This is a genomic window from Eubacterium sp. AM05-23 (assembly GCF_003477535.1).
Classification (GTDB): Bacteria; Bacillota; Clostridia; order Eubacteriales; family Eubacteriaceae; genus Eubacterium; species Eubacterium maltosivorans.
Genome location: NZ_QUDF01000004.1, coordinates 284412 through 300010 on the forward strand (window position 1 = coordinate 284412; position 15599 = coordinate 300010).

At 47.8% G+C, this 15599-nt stretch carries 12 protein-coding genes; 10 read left to right on the forward strand and 2 right to left on the reverse strand.

Annotated elements, in window-relative coordinates:
* The first annotated feature begins 77 nt into the window (after positions 1 to 77).
* Entirely contained in the window at positions 78 to 1100 is a 1023-nt protein-coding gene (locus tag DW091_RS20100) for a GNAT family N-acetyltransferase (protein ID WP_158577850.1), read from the forward strand.
* A gap of 48 nt (positions 1101 to 1148) precedes the next feature.
* On the opposite strand, the gene DW091_RS07235 is transcribed toward DW091_RS20100, so the two are convergent.
* Positions 1149 to 1355 carry a hypothetical protein gene (locus tag DW091_RS07235; protein WP_058695029.1) on the reverse strand — a complete coding sequence of 69 codons (207 nt, stop codon included), beginning with the start codon at positions 1353 to 1355 and terminating at the stop codon, positions 1149 to 1151.
* A gap of 215 nt (positions 1356 to 1570) precedes the next feature.
* Here DW091_RS07235 and DW091_RS07240 point away from each other — a divergent pair, with 215 nt between their 5' ends.
* Complete coding sequence (locus DW091_RS07240) at positions 1571 to 3007, forward strand: MFS transporter (protein WP_118517795.1); 1437 nt, start codon at positions 1571 to 1573, stop codon at positions 3005 to 3007.
* Positions 3008 to 3064: 57 nt separating this feature from the next.
* On the opposite strand, the gene DW091_RS07245 is transcribed toward DW091_RS07240, so the two are convergent.
* On the reverse strand, positions 3065 to 6262 hold the full coding sequence (locus DW091_RS07245; RefSeq protein WP_118517796.1) for a UvrD-helicase domain-containing protein: 3198 nt from the start codon (positions 6260 to 6262) through the stop codon (positions 3065 to 3067).
* Positions 6263 to 6458: 196 nt separating this feature from the next.
* On the opposite strand from DW091_RS07245, the gene DW091_RS07250 reads away from it, so the two are divergent.
* The 8 genes from DW091_RS07250 to DW091_RS07285 all read left to right on the forward strand — a co-directional run bounded on the left by DW091_RS07250 (position 6459) and on the right by DW091_RS07285 (position 15522).
* Complete coding sequence (locus DW091_RS07250) at positions 6459 to 9497, forward strand: diguanylate cyclase (RefSeq protein ID WP_118517797.1); 3039 nt, start codon at positions 6459 to 6461, stop codon at positions 9495 to 9497.
* 11 nt (positions 9498 to 9508) lie between these two features.
* On the forward strand, positions 9509 to 10024 hold the full coding sequence (locus DW091_RS07255) for a C-GCAxxG-C-C family protein (protein ID WP_058695026.1): 516 nt from the start codon (positions 9509 to 9511) through the stop codon (positions 10022 to 10024).
* Positions 10025 to 10128: 104 nt separating this feature from the next.
* The gene (locus DW091_RS07260) at positions 10129 to 11436 is read left to right on the forward strand and encodes a DUF308 domain-containing protein (protein ID WP_224168760.1); all 1308 of its coding nucleotides are present in this window, start codon (positions 10129 to 10131) and stop codon (positions 11434 to 11436) included.
* A gap of 108 nt (positions 11437 to 11544) precedes the next feature.
* Positions 11545 to 12237, forward strand: a complete 693-nt coding sequence (locus DW091_RS07265; protein ID WP_147365280.1) for a hypothetical protein — start codon at positions 11545 to 11547, stop codon at positions 12235 to 12237.
* A 10-nt stretch (positions 12238 to 12247) separates the two neighbouring features.
* Complete coding sequence (locus DW091_RS07270; protein ID WP_058695023.1) at positions 12248 to 12457, forward strand: hypothetical protein; 210 nt, start codon at positions 12248 to 12250, stop codon at positions 12455 to 12457.
* Positions 12458 to 12534: 77 nt separating this feature from the next.
* Positions 12535 to 13383 (forward strand): class I SAM-dependent methyltransferase, encoded by an 849-nt coding sequence (locus DW091_RS07275; protein ID WP_118517800.1) that lies wholly within the window; start codon positions 12535 to 12537, stop codon positions 13381 to 13383.
* A 132-nt stretch (positions 13384 to 13515) separates the two neighbouring features.
* Entirely contained in the window at positions 13516 to 14430 is a 915-nt protein-coding gene (locus DW091_RS07280; protein WP_058695021.1) for a YitT family protein, read from the forward strand.
* Between the two features lie 9 nt (positions 14431 to 14439).
* Positions 14440 to 15522 carry an FAD:protein FMN transferase gene (locus DW091_RS07285; RefSeq protein ID WP_118517801.1) on the forward strand — a complete coding sequence of 361 codons (1083 nt, stop codon included), beginning with the start codon at positions 14440 to 14442 and terminating at the stop codon, positions 15520 to 15522.
* The last annotated feature ends 77 nt before the right edge of the window (positions 15523 to 15599 follow it).

A 15599-nucleotide genomic window follows, 5' to 3' on the forward strand; every position in this document is an offset into this window, starting at 1 on the left:
AGAAAAAACAATTACAGTCAGATGAAATATTTAGGATATTATTTTGAGGTTCAGATAAATCAATGAAAGGACACCTCATGGAAAACTTAACACTCATCCCACCCACAAAAGCAAATAAAACTGCAATACTGGCGTTCAAAAATGAATTTTTTCAAGCCGGCGAAAGAGTCATCAACGGCAGCGCGCTTCTCGATCAGATGGATTATGAGGAGTGGCTGGAAAACATTAGAAGAAATAGAGATTTTCAAACAGTGCGGGAGGACTGGGTGGTGTCCTCGACGTTTTTGGCAGTCCGTGAACAAGATCAGCGGATTGTGGGGATTGTTGATCTTCGTCACAGCCTGGGTCAGCCCTTTCTTGCGGAATACGGGGGACATATTGGCTATGCTGTCCGCCCTTCGGAGCGCGGGAAAAGCTATGCGGTGCAGATTTTATCGCTGGTGCTTGAGGCGGCTCAGAAGCTGGGGCTTGAGGCAGTGATGCTGGGTTGCTACGCGGATAATATGGGATCAATCAAAACGATGCTGAAATGTGGTGGTGTATTAAAAGAGGAGAAGCCTTATATTGATGGAAAGCCCATGTGCATTTATTGGATTACCATCAAGGCGGGACCTATCCGCAGGCTCATACAAAAAGATACGGAACGTGCAGCGGAAATCGTCAACCATTGCTGGAAAACCACTTATGCGGGCTATGTGGACCCTGTGCAGCTCGATGAAGTGTGGTGCGGCAAACGCAGTGAGGCCATTAAAGACGAATTCCGGACAAACCGACTGGAGAATTACGTGTTCGATGAAAAAGGAGTGAAAGGCGTACTCTCCTGCGGTAAAAGCGCAGATGCGGATAAGCTCGAGGCCTTTGAGCTCTGGCGGATTTATGTTGATCCAGCGTTTCAGGCGCAGGGGATTGGCAGTAAGCTGCTGGCGTTTGGAGAAGCGCTGGCAAGAGAACGGAATTATCAGGAAATGGTTATCTGGGCCTTCGAAAAAAATGAAAATGCCTGTGCGTTTTATAAAAAGCATGGCTACAAACCAGATATTACGCAGCATCTGGGTGAAAACTTTAATGCTGAGGGTCTCAGATTTATAAAATCATTATAAAAAATCCCCTGTCGATAAAGGCAGGGGATTTTTGCTTTGACCAGTTAATTAATTTTCAGCTTTAACGGCTTCCAGCACTTCAGCGATGCCGGTTGCGCCCCATTTTACACAGTATGGAATCGAAAAAGATTCATCATGAAACGCATTGAGTGCGTCCAGCGTTTCCGGGGACAGCTTGGACATAATGGCTTCTAGGGCTTCAAAATGTTCATTTATTTCTTTAAGACGGACAGTGTCATTTTCTTTGATTTTCACAAAGTTACCTCCTGAAAGTGTTTAGCGATACTTTTCTTTTCTTTATTTTAACACGGTCTGCCTAAAACCTCAATGGCAGGCGGCCCTAAAATTTTTCAGAATATTTTCAGAATTTGTATGATAGAATGTTGTTTCAAAAAGGTATATACTATTAAAGAAAAAAGAATCCAAAAGAATGAATCAAAAGCGCGATTTAACAGAAAAGGGATGAATAAATGAATAAAAATAGGACGTATAGTAAGTGGAGCATTCTGTTCACTGTGCTGATTATGACTTTTATGGTAACGCTGGACGGGAGCATTGTGAACGTGGCGCTTCCGGTTATGTCGAGTGAATTGAATGCGAGTATGGGTGATATCGAATGGGTAGCCAGTATCTATCTTGTGGTCACCTGTGCCACGATTTTGATTTTTGGCCGATTGGGCGATATGATCGGCAAGGTTCGGATTTTTCAAATCGGGGTCATTCTCTTTACCATTGGCTCGCTGCTGTGCAGTATTTCCGGTACACTCCCGCTCTTAATTGGCGCAAGGGTGGTGCAGGGGCTGGGCAGCGCGGCAGCCCTCGCCAACAATCAGGGAATCATTACAGAGTCTTTTCCGCCCGATGAGCGGGGAAAAGCCCTTGGGTTTGTCAGTACCTTTGTGGCGCTTGGGAGCATGACCGGCCCAACCCTTGGCGGGATGATCCTCACAGTGCTTCCTTGGACTTATATTTTTTTGATTAACATACCGGTTGGCGTGCTCTCCTTTTTAATCGGCCTGAGAACGCTGCCGAATAAAAAACCGGCAAAGCCAGGACGTCTGGACGCAAAGGGCTCGGTTTTGCTGCTGCTTTCAATACTGTTGCTGTTCGGCTCGTTTACCTTGCTTCAGAATGGCGTCAGCCTGCCGATTATCATCGGCATTATTGCCGGTGCGGTTTTTCTGGTATTATTTATTGTGGTTGAAAAGCGGATGGATGATCCGCTAGTACCCATCGGTATTTTTAAAAACAAAATGTTTTCCCTGAATCTTTTTACCATGCTGACAGCATTTGTCGCCATTGGGGCAAACAATATTATCATGCCCTTTTATCTCCAGGACGCCCGGCAGTTCAGCCCTGGAATGGCGGGACTTTTGATGACAGTTATCCCGCTGATCACAGCGGTCATGGGCCCCATCAGCGGCACCATGTCTGACCATATCGGCAGTGAGCTGCCAACCATGATCGGCCTTATCTTCACGACGATTGGTCTGGCACTGATGACAATGCTCGGCATTGATACCACCATAGCGGTGATCATTCTCTTTCTCGCGGTTATCGCGGTGGGAAGCGCCTTGTTCCAGTCTCCCAACAATTCTCTGGTTATGGGCAGTGTCTCCAGGGATGAGCTTGGTCTGGTAGGCAGTCTGGCAGGCCTGGTGAGGAATATGGGCATGTCAGTGGGAATCACGGCCGGTACATCTCTGCTGTACAGCCGGATGAGTGATATGGCGGGCTACCGGGTCACGAATTATATTCCTGGCCACCCGGATATCTTTTTATACGGCCTGCGGTCGGTTTACATCATGCTAGCGGTTGTTGTCTTCGTCGGGGCTTTGTTAACCGTTATCCGCTTTGTCTATGCAAGAAAGCAGGAGAGAAAACAAGTTGCTCAACAGGAAAAATAAAACAGAAAACCGGTGAATACAGGTAATTGGATGTATTCACCGGTTTTATTGATGCTTTCAGGATAAAAGATCGATAAGGCTGATTTGTTTGCCTTCATTTGGATTCTGGGGTTTCCCTGCGGATTGGCGTTTCAGCATAGCCTCTGGCAATTCGTTTAGAAACGGCGAAGGCTCTGACGAAGTTGTGAGGATCAGCTCATCTTTGGCCCGGGTCATCCCGACAAAGAACAGCCGGCGTTCCTCCTGAATATCCGAAGATAGCTTGCCAACCTCCAGAGGCATCATGCCTTTTTTTGCGCCGTAGAGGAATACGATGGGGAATTCCAGCCCTTTGGAACCGTGGAGGGTCATAAGGGTAACCGCGTCTGAGGTATAGGTTTTATTCGCACTTCTTTTCAGATCGCCTTCTTCTCCAAAGGTCAGTGTATCCATGAACTCAGCCAGCGTTTTGTAGAAAACGGTCATATCCAGAAATTTTGCAAAAGACTTGTTTTCATTCAAGCCGAGCTCGGCAGCCCAGTCTTCTAATAGCTTTTGCGGTTTTGCGCGCTTTACTTTGGGCAGATATTTTTCCTTCAGATAGACATAGGGGCAGCGGCTGGTGTCAATCTGATCCGGTGTGTTAATCAGGATTTCTGCTGTTTCTTCCGGGAGATCCCAGAGAAGCTTCAGGCACATTCTGAGAGAAAGCTGGTCTTTGGGGTCAAGAAGTGTCCGGAAGAAGCAGACGGTTCCCCGGACATTGCGATCTGTGAGAAAATCATCTCTGCCAGTGATAACATAGGGAATCCCCTCTTTTTTAAGGCAGGTTTCGAGCATTTCGGCCTGTCTGTGCGTACGGTAGAGCACAGCAATATCTGAAAAGCTGCGCATGGTCTGGCTGTCCTGCCGGTTATCGGCGGTTTCGGTGTCCAGCATGTCGATCCCCCCAATGAGCCGGTTGATTTCACGGGCGACAAAAATCCCCTCCGACAGCTCGCTGGGAGCGCTCACCAGTTTGAGTGGTGTTCCCTTTGACTGGAAAGGCTGTATCTCACGCTGGGCGCCCTCGTTGTGATTGATGACCTGACAGGCTGAGGTGACAATTTCCGGAGTGGAACGGTAATTGTGCACAAGCCGGATGGTCTGGAGCTCAGGGTAATCTGCACTCAGGCGCTCAAAGCATCGGGCGTCTGAGCCGCGAAAGCCATAGATGGACTGGTCGGGATCACCGATAACAAAAAGCTCTCGGCCATCGCGGTTCCATGATTTGATAAGCTCATATTGGATGGGACTGATGTCTTGAAACTCATCGACTAATAAAAAGCTGTAGTGGTTTTTACGGATGCTGTTTTTATCTTCGGATTCCAGCATTGCCAGCGTTTCGGTGAGAAGATCGTCAAAATCCAGGACAGACAGTGCTTTGAGCTGCTGGCCGTAATAATCGAAGGTAGCTTCTGAGAGGACGTTTGATTCCCTTGACAGGCCGGTTTTCAAAAGAGAGACTTCCTTCAGAAACTGCTTTGCGGAAAGGGTCAGGCCAAAATGGCGAATGGTTTCTTCTGCGGTTTCAAGGGTTTCAAAGGCGTCGGCCAGCGTAAAACTTTCGCGGTGCTCCTTTAAGATTTTATTGCACAGGCTGTGGAAGGTTCCGATGTTTACCTGTCTGGCAGCGCGTTTTCCCAGCTCTTTCTCGAGCCGCTCACGCATTTCGGCGGCGGCTTTGTTCGTAAAGGTGACGGCAGTGATCTCCGTTGGCTTAACGCGCCGTTCATTGAGTAAATGAAGGATACGGGAAACCAGGGTTTTTGTTTTTCCGGTTCCCGGACCTGCGATGACGGCGAGGGCTCTCCGCGCGGTTATAACAGCTTCCAGCTGCTCTGCGTTTAGCGATTCTGTCATAATGGGATGCGGAGGCTGGGCTGCTTCGGGTTCTTCGGGTTTGCCTGCGGCAGGCAGTTGCTTTGCGGCCTTTTCTTTCCGGGGCATCTGCGCCAGTTCTGAAGACGCAAAGAGGCTGACCTGACCGTCAAGGGCATTTAGCTCGGAATCGTCAATAAGTTTGACCTTTCCGTATTCGCCGTCATAGCCAGGTGTCCGTTCGACTTCGCCTTTTCTGAGGCGGTTAATGCCTTCTGAAATGAGAAAACCCGCTGCTTTTTTGATATCTTCGATGGGCGCTTCGCGAAGAATTGAAAACTCTGCCCCCAGCTTTTGCAGCATTTCCATGTAATCTTTTTGCACTTTCACACTGGCTGCCGAGCGTCCTGTGGAGGCGGCGATGACCTCGGGCAGAGGCACCAGGCTTTCATAAGGCCGGGCATTTTCAAGCTGATAGCCATCCTCCCGGTCCGAGAGCTGTTCGACACGGTGAGAGACGCCGATGGTCAGTTTTCTGCCGCAGACCGGGCATTTTCCATTATAGGGCTCCGCTTCCTTTGGGCTTAAACACAAATGGCATTTCCGGTGTCCGTCGTAATGATACTTGCCTTCTTCAGGAAAAAACTCAATGGTTCCTGCCAGTCCCTTACCCTCCTGGATCGCGCCGGAGAGCCCTTCATAGCTGAGCTCTATATCCATTAAATTGGCTTCCCGTCCCAGCTTGGCAGGGGAGTGGGCGTCGGAATTCGAGATGAGCTGATAGCCGTCGAGGGCGGAAAGCCGCCAATTCATGGGAGGATCGGAGGATAAGCCAGTTTCCAGCGCGTGGATATGAGGCGTCAGGTCCTCAAAGCATTCTTCGATGGTATCAAAACCTGAGAAAGCGCCAAAAAGCGAAAAATGCGGCGTCCAGATATGGGCGGGAATATAGATTGCCTCTGGGCAGGTTTCGAGCATGATCTCCAAAAGGTCGTGACAGTCAAGCCCTAGTATGGGCCGTCCGTCGGAGTAGATATTGCCGATAGCTTCCAGCTTTTTGGAAAAGAGCTCGGCAGATTCAAGGCCTGGCAGCAGAATGACGCTGTGCACCTTGCGCACCCTGCCGTTTTTTTTGTAGATTGAACTGATCTCGCCCGTGATGACAAAACGCGGGTCGGCCTTGACGCCTGCGGTATCGTCCTTTAAGCGAAAATCTTTTTTTAAAGTATAGAGGCCTGATTCGGCGGGCTCGAGTTTTTCCTTTAATTCTTCCCGCCACGCCGGATGGGTGAAATCTCCGGTTCCGAGAATATCAATTCCTTTTCTTCTCGACCAGAGATCCAGATGTTCTGGAGTACACTCCTTGCTGGTGGCTCTTGAGTAACGGGAATGTATATGTAAATCTGAAATAAACAAAATGATCACCTGCTTCTAATTAAGATATGCTTAATTATAGCCTTTTTCCCCTGAATGTACAAGGGAGTAGAGACTGACAGCCTATAGCTTTTTTATTTTGTCAGCTTTTATTCTTTCTTAGTAAATGTTATAATAGAATTAATTTAATTGTAAACAATTAAAACAGAGGATGAAGATAAATAAGGATGTGAATCCAATGGACAAACGACAAAAATATAAAGAACGTTTATTACAAATTGATCAGGATTTATTTGAGCTTAAGCCTTTATTAATCGATAATAAAACCCTAAAGGAAAACACTGATTATCTGGCAGATTTTTTAAAGCGTTATCTGCCCATAAACCAGCTGGCGCTAGTGCAGATAACCAGTGAAGGCGGTATAAGGGAAAGGGCTTTCTGGAAAAACGACCGGAATGAGGATTTTTGGCTGTCTGTTATTCATGATTGTATGGATAAGTGGCAGAATGAAAAAGACAGCCTGTCTGATTTTGATAAAATGGAGTCAGGTATCGAGAAAGCCTCTGTCTATGCTTTGTTTCCAGTGGCCTGTGAGGACAGGCTGGCAGGTGCTCTGCTGGTGCAGAAGCCTGAGCAGACAGGCATGTGGAAGGAAGAGGAGATTGCCCTTCTGGAATTAATGGCCTCCACGGTCAGCGTGACGCTGATTAACCGTGCCCGTTACGAGGAGTATGCCCTTCAGGGGTATGTTTTCAATGAGCTGATGGACAATACCAGCACAAATATCTATGTCACAGATGTTGAGACCAATAAAATACTTTTTATGAACAAGGCAATGCAGAAATCTTTTGGAATCGAGAAGCCAGAGGGAAAAATCTGCTGGCAGGTTCTTCAGAAAGGGATGGACGGGCCCTGTCATTTCTGTCCAGTGCCGGGGCTTTTGAAAGAAGAGGACGAGCACCCCTCAGTTGTATGGGAGGAAGAAAACACACGAACCGGCATTACCTACAAAAATTATGACAGCTTTATGCAGTGGACAGACGGGCGCACTGTTCACTTCCAGCAATCCGTTGACAACACAATAACCAGGCAGCTTGAAAAGGCTGCCGCCACCGACGAGCTGACCGGGCTGCTGAACCGGAGGGCTGGAAAGCTGGCGCTGGACCATACACTCAGCCAGGCAAAGCGGGATAAGCTCCGGGTGATTGTGGGCATGTATGATGTCAATGACCTTAAGCAAGTCAACGATACCTACGGGCACGCAGAGGGCGATGTTTTACTGAGAACTATTTCCGGGAATATTAAGGAATGCCTGGCGCCGCAGGATTACATATTCCGGCTGAGCGGCGATGAGTTTATCATTGTTTTCAAAGATACCGATCTCGCGGCCTCCAAGGAAAAGGTCTCTCAGGCCAGAGAGCAGATACAGCTTTTTAAGGAAAACAATCAGAAACCCTATGAGATGAGTTTCTGCTGTGGTTATGAGGAGGTTGAGCCCGAAGACCACCGAACCATTACTGAGATTCTGACCAGCGTCGATGAGAAAATGTATGAGAAAAAAAGGCTGTTTCACATTCAAAAGGCAGAAGAAAAATACCGGAAGGATGGCGAGAAGCAAAGCCGGACAAAGACCTTCAGCTATGATAAGGAGCACCTTTACGATGCCCTGGTCCAGAGCACCGATGATTACATCTATGTGTGCAATATGAAGACAAACACCTTTCGTTACCCCAAGGCCATGGTGGAGGAGTTCGATCTTCCCGGCGAGGTAATCGAGAACGCCGCGGCCGTTTGGGGAGCCCGTGTTCATGATCTGGATAAAAAAGCCTTTCTTGAATCAAATCAGGAAATAACAGATGGCCGGACAGACTGCCACAGCGTCGAATATCGCGCCAGGAACCGCAAGGGTGAGTGGGTCTGGATGCGGTGCCGAGGACATCTGGAACGCGACGAAGCCGGAGAGCCGACACTTTTTGCCGGCATTATCACAAATCTGGGCAAGAAAAATAAAATAGACCATCTGACCGGGCTTTTTAACAAGTTTGAATTTGAGGAAGAAATCGAGCGGTTGATCAGCACAAAGCCGGATCAGCCCATTGGAATAATGGTTCTGGGAATGGATGAGTTTAAGCGTATTAATGACCTTTATAACCGGAGCTTTGGCGACGAAGTCATACGGATCACCTCCCAGAAGATACAGACCTTTCTGCCGCCGGATGCCACCGTCTACCGGATGGATGGTGACGAGTTCGGCATTATTCTCAGAAATGGTACGGCGCATGGCCTGGAAAACATTTATGCGAAAATATACCAGGCGCTTAACCATCAGCAGGAGTTCAACGGTAAAAAGTTTTACTGTACGCTTTCTGCCGGATGCTCGCTTTACCCGTCAGACGGCAGAACTTATCTCGATTTGATTAAATATGCAGGGTATTCCCTGGAGTACGCTAAAAATAAAGGTAAAAACCAGATTGCCTTTTTCTCGGAAAAAATCCTGATTGGAAAGACCCGCCAGCTGGATTTGACAGAGCTGCTGCGCGAGAGCGTGGAGCGTGGCTTTAAAGATTTTGAGGTTTATTACCAGATGCAGGTCAATGCTGATACCAGAGAAATAAAAGGGGCGGAGGCGCTGGCGCGCTGGAAATGTGAAAAATACGGGCAGATACCGCCAGACCAGTTTATACCGATTCTGGAGGAAAGCGGCCTTATTATGCCGGTTGGCAGATGGATTTTTGAACAGGCGCTGGACGCCTGCGCCCATTGGATAAAAAAAGACCCGGATTTTGTCATCAGCGTTAACCTGTCCTACGTCCAGCTTGAGGACGCCGGGTTTATCGATTTTATGGAGCAGGCCGTGCTGAACAGCGGCGTTCCCCCGGCTAACGTGGTAGTAGAGATGACAGAAAGCTACATTGCCTCTAATATTAACCGGGTCGAGGGGATTTTTGACCGAATTCGCAGCTTCGGCATGAAAATCGCCATGGATGATTTTGGAACCGGTTATTCCTCGCTGGGTATCCTGAAGAAGATTCCGGCAGATATTGTGAAGATTGACCGGATATTTGTAAGGGATGTTCAGACAAGCCATTTTGATCTGACCTTTATAAAATTCATTGTGGAGCTGTGCCATGATGTGGGTATTGAGGTCTGTCTGGAGGGGGTGGAGACAGAGGACGAATACGAGGCTGTAAAGCCTCATGACGTTGATTTTATTCAGGGATACCTTTTTGGAAAACCTGTGCCGGAAAATACTTTTGAAGAACAAAATTTTAGTTAGGGAGTGGAAAAATGGATGATCAGGAAAAAAAGGATCAGATTTTCAGTTATGCGGTTGAGAATTTTAAAAACGGATTAAACTGCGCGGAGTGCGTTTATGACGCGTTGATCAGGGCAGATGTGCTGGAGGCTGCGCCCGAAACAAGAGCGATGTGCACAGGCTTTGGCGGCGGCATCGGGCTCAGCGGTTATACCTGCGGAGCGCTTTCCGGAGCGGTCATGGCAAACAGCGCCATATATGGCCGGCCTGATCCATGGGCAGTGCCGGATGAGGAAAGAGGCCATGAGGTGGCGGCTAAGTATTACAGGCGCTATAATAAAATGGTGCACGATTTTGAGGCGGCGAACGGAGGCGTGCTCTGCCGGGATATCTGCTCAAAATACGAGGACTGGCACAGCAAAGACCGGAAAAAGGCATGTCTCAAGCTTATCGGCGCCGCAGCGGTGATGGCTTATGAATATTTACAGATGCCGCAGGAAGAAGCCTTTGAATTACCTTACGGTGAAAACATGGGAGAAATGAAGTAAAAAAATAATTGCCCTGTCTTAAATTCTTGAAGAAGTCTTGAAGAAATGACAGGGCAGTTTTATTGTATAATGGATTTTATAAACTTATTATTAAGGGGAGCATTATGCATACATTAAAGAATGTCGCGCCAGTGGTCTGGATCATCATCGCTGTTTTGGTTTTGTGCGGGGGCGTGGTCCTTATTTTTAATACGACTCTGGCTTGGAGTATCATCGAATGGAGTGTTGCCGCGCTGATTCTGGCGGTAGGATTGATTTACCTGTTTTCGGTTTTTATTAAGACAGCTGAGCATAGACTAAAAGCCCTTGGTCTTGGGGCACTCTGTGTTTTGGGCGGCGCCGCGCTGTTTGCCATGCCGCGTTTAATCGGCGGCACCTTTGGTCTGGTATCTGCGGTTCTGGCCATTATTATTGGCCTGCTGGTGCTGCTGAACGCCTTTAAGCTTCGAAAAGACGGAGCAGGCTGGGTAGGCACGCTGATTACGGCGGCCGCTTATCTTGCCATTGGCTTTGCCATGTTTTTTGCGGAATCAGGAGGACGCTTGTTCAGCGTGCTGCTGGGCCTGTATTTCGTGGTTTTTTCCTTTAATATTTTTGGGGACGCGTTGGTTTCCCTGATGGGAAATAACACTGCGGCTCAGAAATATAAAAGAAAGGTCCGCGTTCCGCTGCCGACTTTTATCGCAGCTTTTTTGCCGATGAAAATGCTGAGGACGGTCAATCATCTGGTTGAGGAAGCCCCTGACGAGCTGCTGCTGGTCGAGCAGCCTGAGCAGCGGCATGAACCAGATATGGAAATCTATATTCATACGCGGGAAGGGTTAATCCCGGGTATGGGACACGTGGATATCGCTGTCGGTGATCGGGTATATACCTATGGAAATTATGATGACGCCACCTGGAAAATGGGAGGCTTCTTTGCCGATGGCGTAATGGTTGAAATGGACCGCGAGACACATATACGCATGTCGCTGGAGGTTGAGAAAAAAGTCCTGATGGTGTATGGCCTTGCCCTGAAACCAGAGCAAAAGAAAGCTATTTTGGAGCGTATCGAAGCGTTAAAGGCAGATATGATTCCCTGGGAGCCACTGGCCCAGCGGGCAGAAAAGGGTGAAATCAAAGGAAATCCAGAGGACTACCAGGATGTTGCCAGCCAGACCTACCAAAACTCCAGAGGATGTTTTTACAAATTTAAAAGGGGGAACCCTTTTAAAACCTATTACGCGGTTGGTACAAATTGCGTAAAGCTTGCAGACAGTATTGTCGGCCAATCGGGGATTGATTTGCTAAGGGTAAACGGGATCATCACTCCTGGCACCTACCTCGATTATCTCGACAGCCTGTACGAACGTGGGGACTCCATTGTGGTCACCCGAAAGCTCTATCGTCCGGAAAACAGCGCCGGCAAATAGAGAATAAAGCAAAATTCAAGGTTTCAGACTGTTTCCGGATCTGGGTTTTGATTTATTTTCTTTTATACGTTATAATAGCACTATTATAATGTTAAGTGGGGAATAAAAATGCAGTGGACTGAGAAGGATTATCGAAAGATGGACACTGCCATCAAAAAAGGATATGAGTTTTTTTCAGAGAGCCCTGAAAAATCCGTTAACTACTGGTGGCAGGTTTGGACTAAAATTAATAACTATAACCAGAAAAACGGCAGCCGCAGCTTTTATAATGCGCTGGACGGCTGGTCTGGCTGGGATACGTCGCCCCTTACGTGGATGACTGATTTTGAGGATGCTTTTGTCAATTATGGCCGGCTGGATCAGCGGATTACCTACTGTGAGACCATGCTTCAAAATTATGACGATATCAGCAATGTCAGCCGGCGGATTATCAATAATACGCTTGCCTCTGCTTATCTGGAAAAGGGAGACCTTAAAAAGGGCGACGCCTTTTACAGAGAGCTGATGAAAAATCCGGAGAGTGACCTGACAGTGTGGGTCGATTATGCCAAAACCTTTACGAGCGGGGTAAGACAGGAGAATGATTTTGGGAAGGCGGCACGCATTCTGGAGGAAGGCGAAAAGCGCTTGAAAAACCATGAGGTCAGCCCAATTGGCAGCAATGACCTTTACAGCGCTTTGGCGGATGCCTACGAGAAACTGGATATGCCGGACAGGGCTGATGCCACCCGGTCAAAAATAAAGGGCGATGCAGCTAAAAAAGAATCCTTTTTTACAAGGCTCTTTAAAAAGAAAAAATAGGAGAACTAAAATGACAGAAGAACGATTCAAAGAGATATTAGATGCCTTTTTAGGCGATCCTGATTTAATGGCGAATGTAAATGTAGCGCCGACCTTTGAAGCCGGCTATGAACTGGTTGCGGAAAAGCTGCCGGGATTAGGCCTGGAGGAATTTACAGAAGCCATGAACATGCTCCGTCAGGTAATGCTGGCAAACGCAGGAAATACCAATGTTCAGTAATTTTTGAAAGATCAGGAGGCCTTCGCTTGTGAACGAAGGTCTTTTTTATTTAGAAGAAAGATGAAGAGAGGAAAAAATTGTACGAAAAAATAATGAATTTTGTCCGGCAAAAGCCTGAGGCTTACGCGCCGTGTACCTCAAAGTTTTGGGATGACCCGCACATTTCCAAACAAATGCTTAAAGCCCATCTGGAGCCGGAGATCGATTCGGCCTCCAGAAAGCACAGCTTTATAAAAAAATCTGCCGAATGGATCGCGGAGTTGAAAGAGCCTAGGGAAAGCAAGCTCCTGGATCTTGGCTGTGGGCCTGGCCTGTACACGGATTTGTTTGACGCAAGCGGCTTCACCGTTACAGGGATTGACATTTCACAGCGCTCCATTGAATATGCCAAATCCCAGGCGGCTTTAAAAAAGAAGCGCATTGAGTATCGATGCCAGAATTATCTGGAGATCGACTATCTGGAGGCTTTTGATGTGGTTACTCTGATTTACTGTGATTACGGCGTTTTATGCCCTGCCGACCGAGAGCGGCTGTTGAAGAAGATAATGAGAGCGCTGAAGCCAGGAGGGCTCTTTATATTAGATGGCTTCACAGAAAAATTCTGGCAGGATGTCCCGGTGAAGCAGGAGATTTCATATCACGAGAGCGGCTTCTGGTCACCAGACGCTTATGTATGCCTGAGCAGGAATGCGCATTACTCCGAAACCAAAAACACGCTGGAGCAGAGCATTATCATCACAGCGGATGAGTGTCGGTGCTTTAATATCTGGAACCAGATCTTTACAAAAACTTCGATGAACCAGGAATTAAGCGGCGCTGGATTTGATACAATCACGTTCTTTGACGATGTGTGCGGAAAGCCTTTGTCAGAGGACAGTAAGACAATCTGCGCAGTAGCCGGGAAAGCGCAGGCTTTTAAGAGATGAGATAAGGATCTTGTCTCTTTTTTATTACATAAAAGTAGATATAAAGAAAACTTTAGGTCGATGGGGTTTTCGCGTCACGGGTAAAATGTTATAATCGAGAGCAGTGAGTTCAAGAATAAAGGAGACAGTAGGATGAAGACAGAATTAAATAAAAAAGTGCCCTTTGGGGGATGCTCGTTAAAGGATTTTGGCATGATCGCAGTCGGATCATTTTTACTATCCCTGGGGATCAGCTGGTTTGCGGACCCGGCCGGACTGGTCGTTGGGGGCATCAGCGGCCTCGCCATTGTTGTGAAAGCGATCACCGAGAGCTGGTTTGGCTTTGCGGTGCCTCTTGCGGTTACGAACCTTGTCCTCAATGTGCCGCTGTATCTCATCAGCCTGAAGCAAAGAGGGTTTGGGTTTATACAAAAATCTATCTACGCGGTTTTATTGATGACACTGTTTTTGTGGGTGGTCGAGTACATTCCCAATATTTTTGATTTCAAGGATGATCTATTGCTGGCGGCGCTGGCGTGCGGTGTGTTATCCGGCGTCGGTATCGGTATGGTCATGCGCGTCAATGGAACCACTGGCGGCACGGAAATGCTGGCGGCCATCGTCAAGTACATCCACCCTCATTTTCCCATTGCCAAACTGATTTTTTTTATTGATGCGGCAATCATTGCTCTTGGCTTTTTCATTTTTGGGCCGGAGCGGACTGTCTATGCGGTCATCAGTGTTTATGTATGCTCTAAAATTATTGACGGCATGCTGGAGGGCGTCCATTTCGCCAAGGAGGCTTTGATTATCAGCGATAAGAGCAAGGAAATATCTGAAGCGATTTTTGAGTATTTGGATCGCGGCAACACGGGCATCCCAATCAAAGGGATGTATACCGAGGAGCAAAGGGAAATGCTGATGGTGATTGTTTCGCAGAAGGAAGTCGTTCAGCTGCGCCAGATTGTGACAGCCATTGATCCCAGAGCTTTTTTGATTATCGGAGATGTCCACGAGGTGCTGGGTGAAGGTTTTAATGAAGACTACGATGAGCTGAGCCTGAGCTAGGAGGGCGCTATGAAGAGGAAATACATTAAACCGGCCGGACTGCTGATGGCTGTCTGTATAGCGGTCACAGGACTGGCGGGCTGCGGGAAAGAAAAAGTGGCAACCCGTACCGATTTTGCGCTGGATACAGTCATCACCATCGCGGCCTATGGTCAGTCGGATGAAGGAATTTTAAAGGAGCCTTTTAACCGGATACGTGAGCTTGACGGCAAGCTCAATGCATTTTCAGAGGACAGTGAGATTTCTAAAATTAATGCGGCCGCTGGTCTGGAGCCGGTGGCAGTGTCGGAGGATACCTTTAACGCGGTGAAAAAGGGGCTGGAGTACAGTGAGAAGACAGGCGGCGCTTTTGACATCACCATTGGCCCGCTGGTGGATTTGTGGAAGATTGAAGCGCCGGGAGAAGGGGTTGTGCCTGAGCAGTCTGATATTGACGCGGCCAGAGCGCTTGTGGATTACCGGAAGGTGGTTTTGGATGAAGCGGCTCATTCGGTGTTTTTGAAAGATCCGGGAATGAAGATAAACCTTGGAGCCATCGCAAAAGGCTACATCGGTGACGCGGTAAAGTCTGTACTGCAGTCGGAGGGGGTAGAACGGGCCATTATTAATCTTGGCGGCAACGTGGTGCTGCTTGGCGGAAAGTCAAACCGCGAGCCCTTTACGGTGAGTCTGGAAAACCCTGAAGACCCATTGAGTAACGGCAGTATCAGTGATGCGTCGACCCTTGGGGTTTTAAGAGAGAGGGATAATTCAATTGTTACCTCAGGGGATTATGAGCGCTACTTTATTGGGCCGGACGGTAAAAGATACCACCATATTCTGGACCCCAAAACAGGATATCCTGCGGAGTCAGGCCTGCACCAGGTCACGGTGATAACGGACGTATCGGCCGATGCTGATGCGCTGTCGACCTCTTTCTTCGTGATGGGTCTGGATCAGGCTATGGCTTATATCGGCGAAACGGAAGGCGTCGAGGCAGTTTTTGTGACGACAGATAACCGCATTGTGGCGACAAAAGGGATGGAGGATGCCTTTATCTTTGATGAGCAGAATTATGGGAATCAGTATACTCTGGAATTTACAGAACCTTGATTCTTAATACGCATTTATTAACAGAACCTTTATGAGCTTTTGAATATAATAAGAGCTGAAAAGAGAAGCCACAGGAT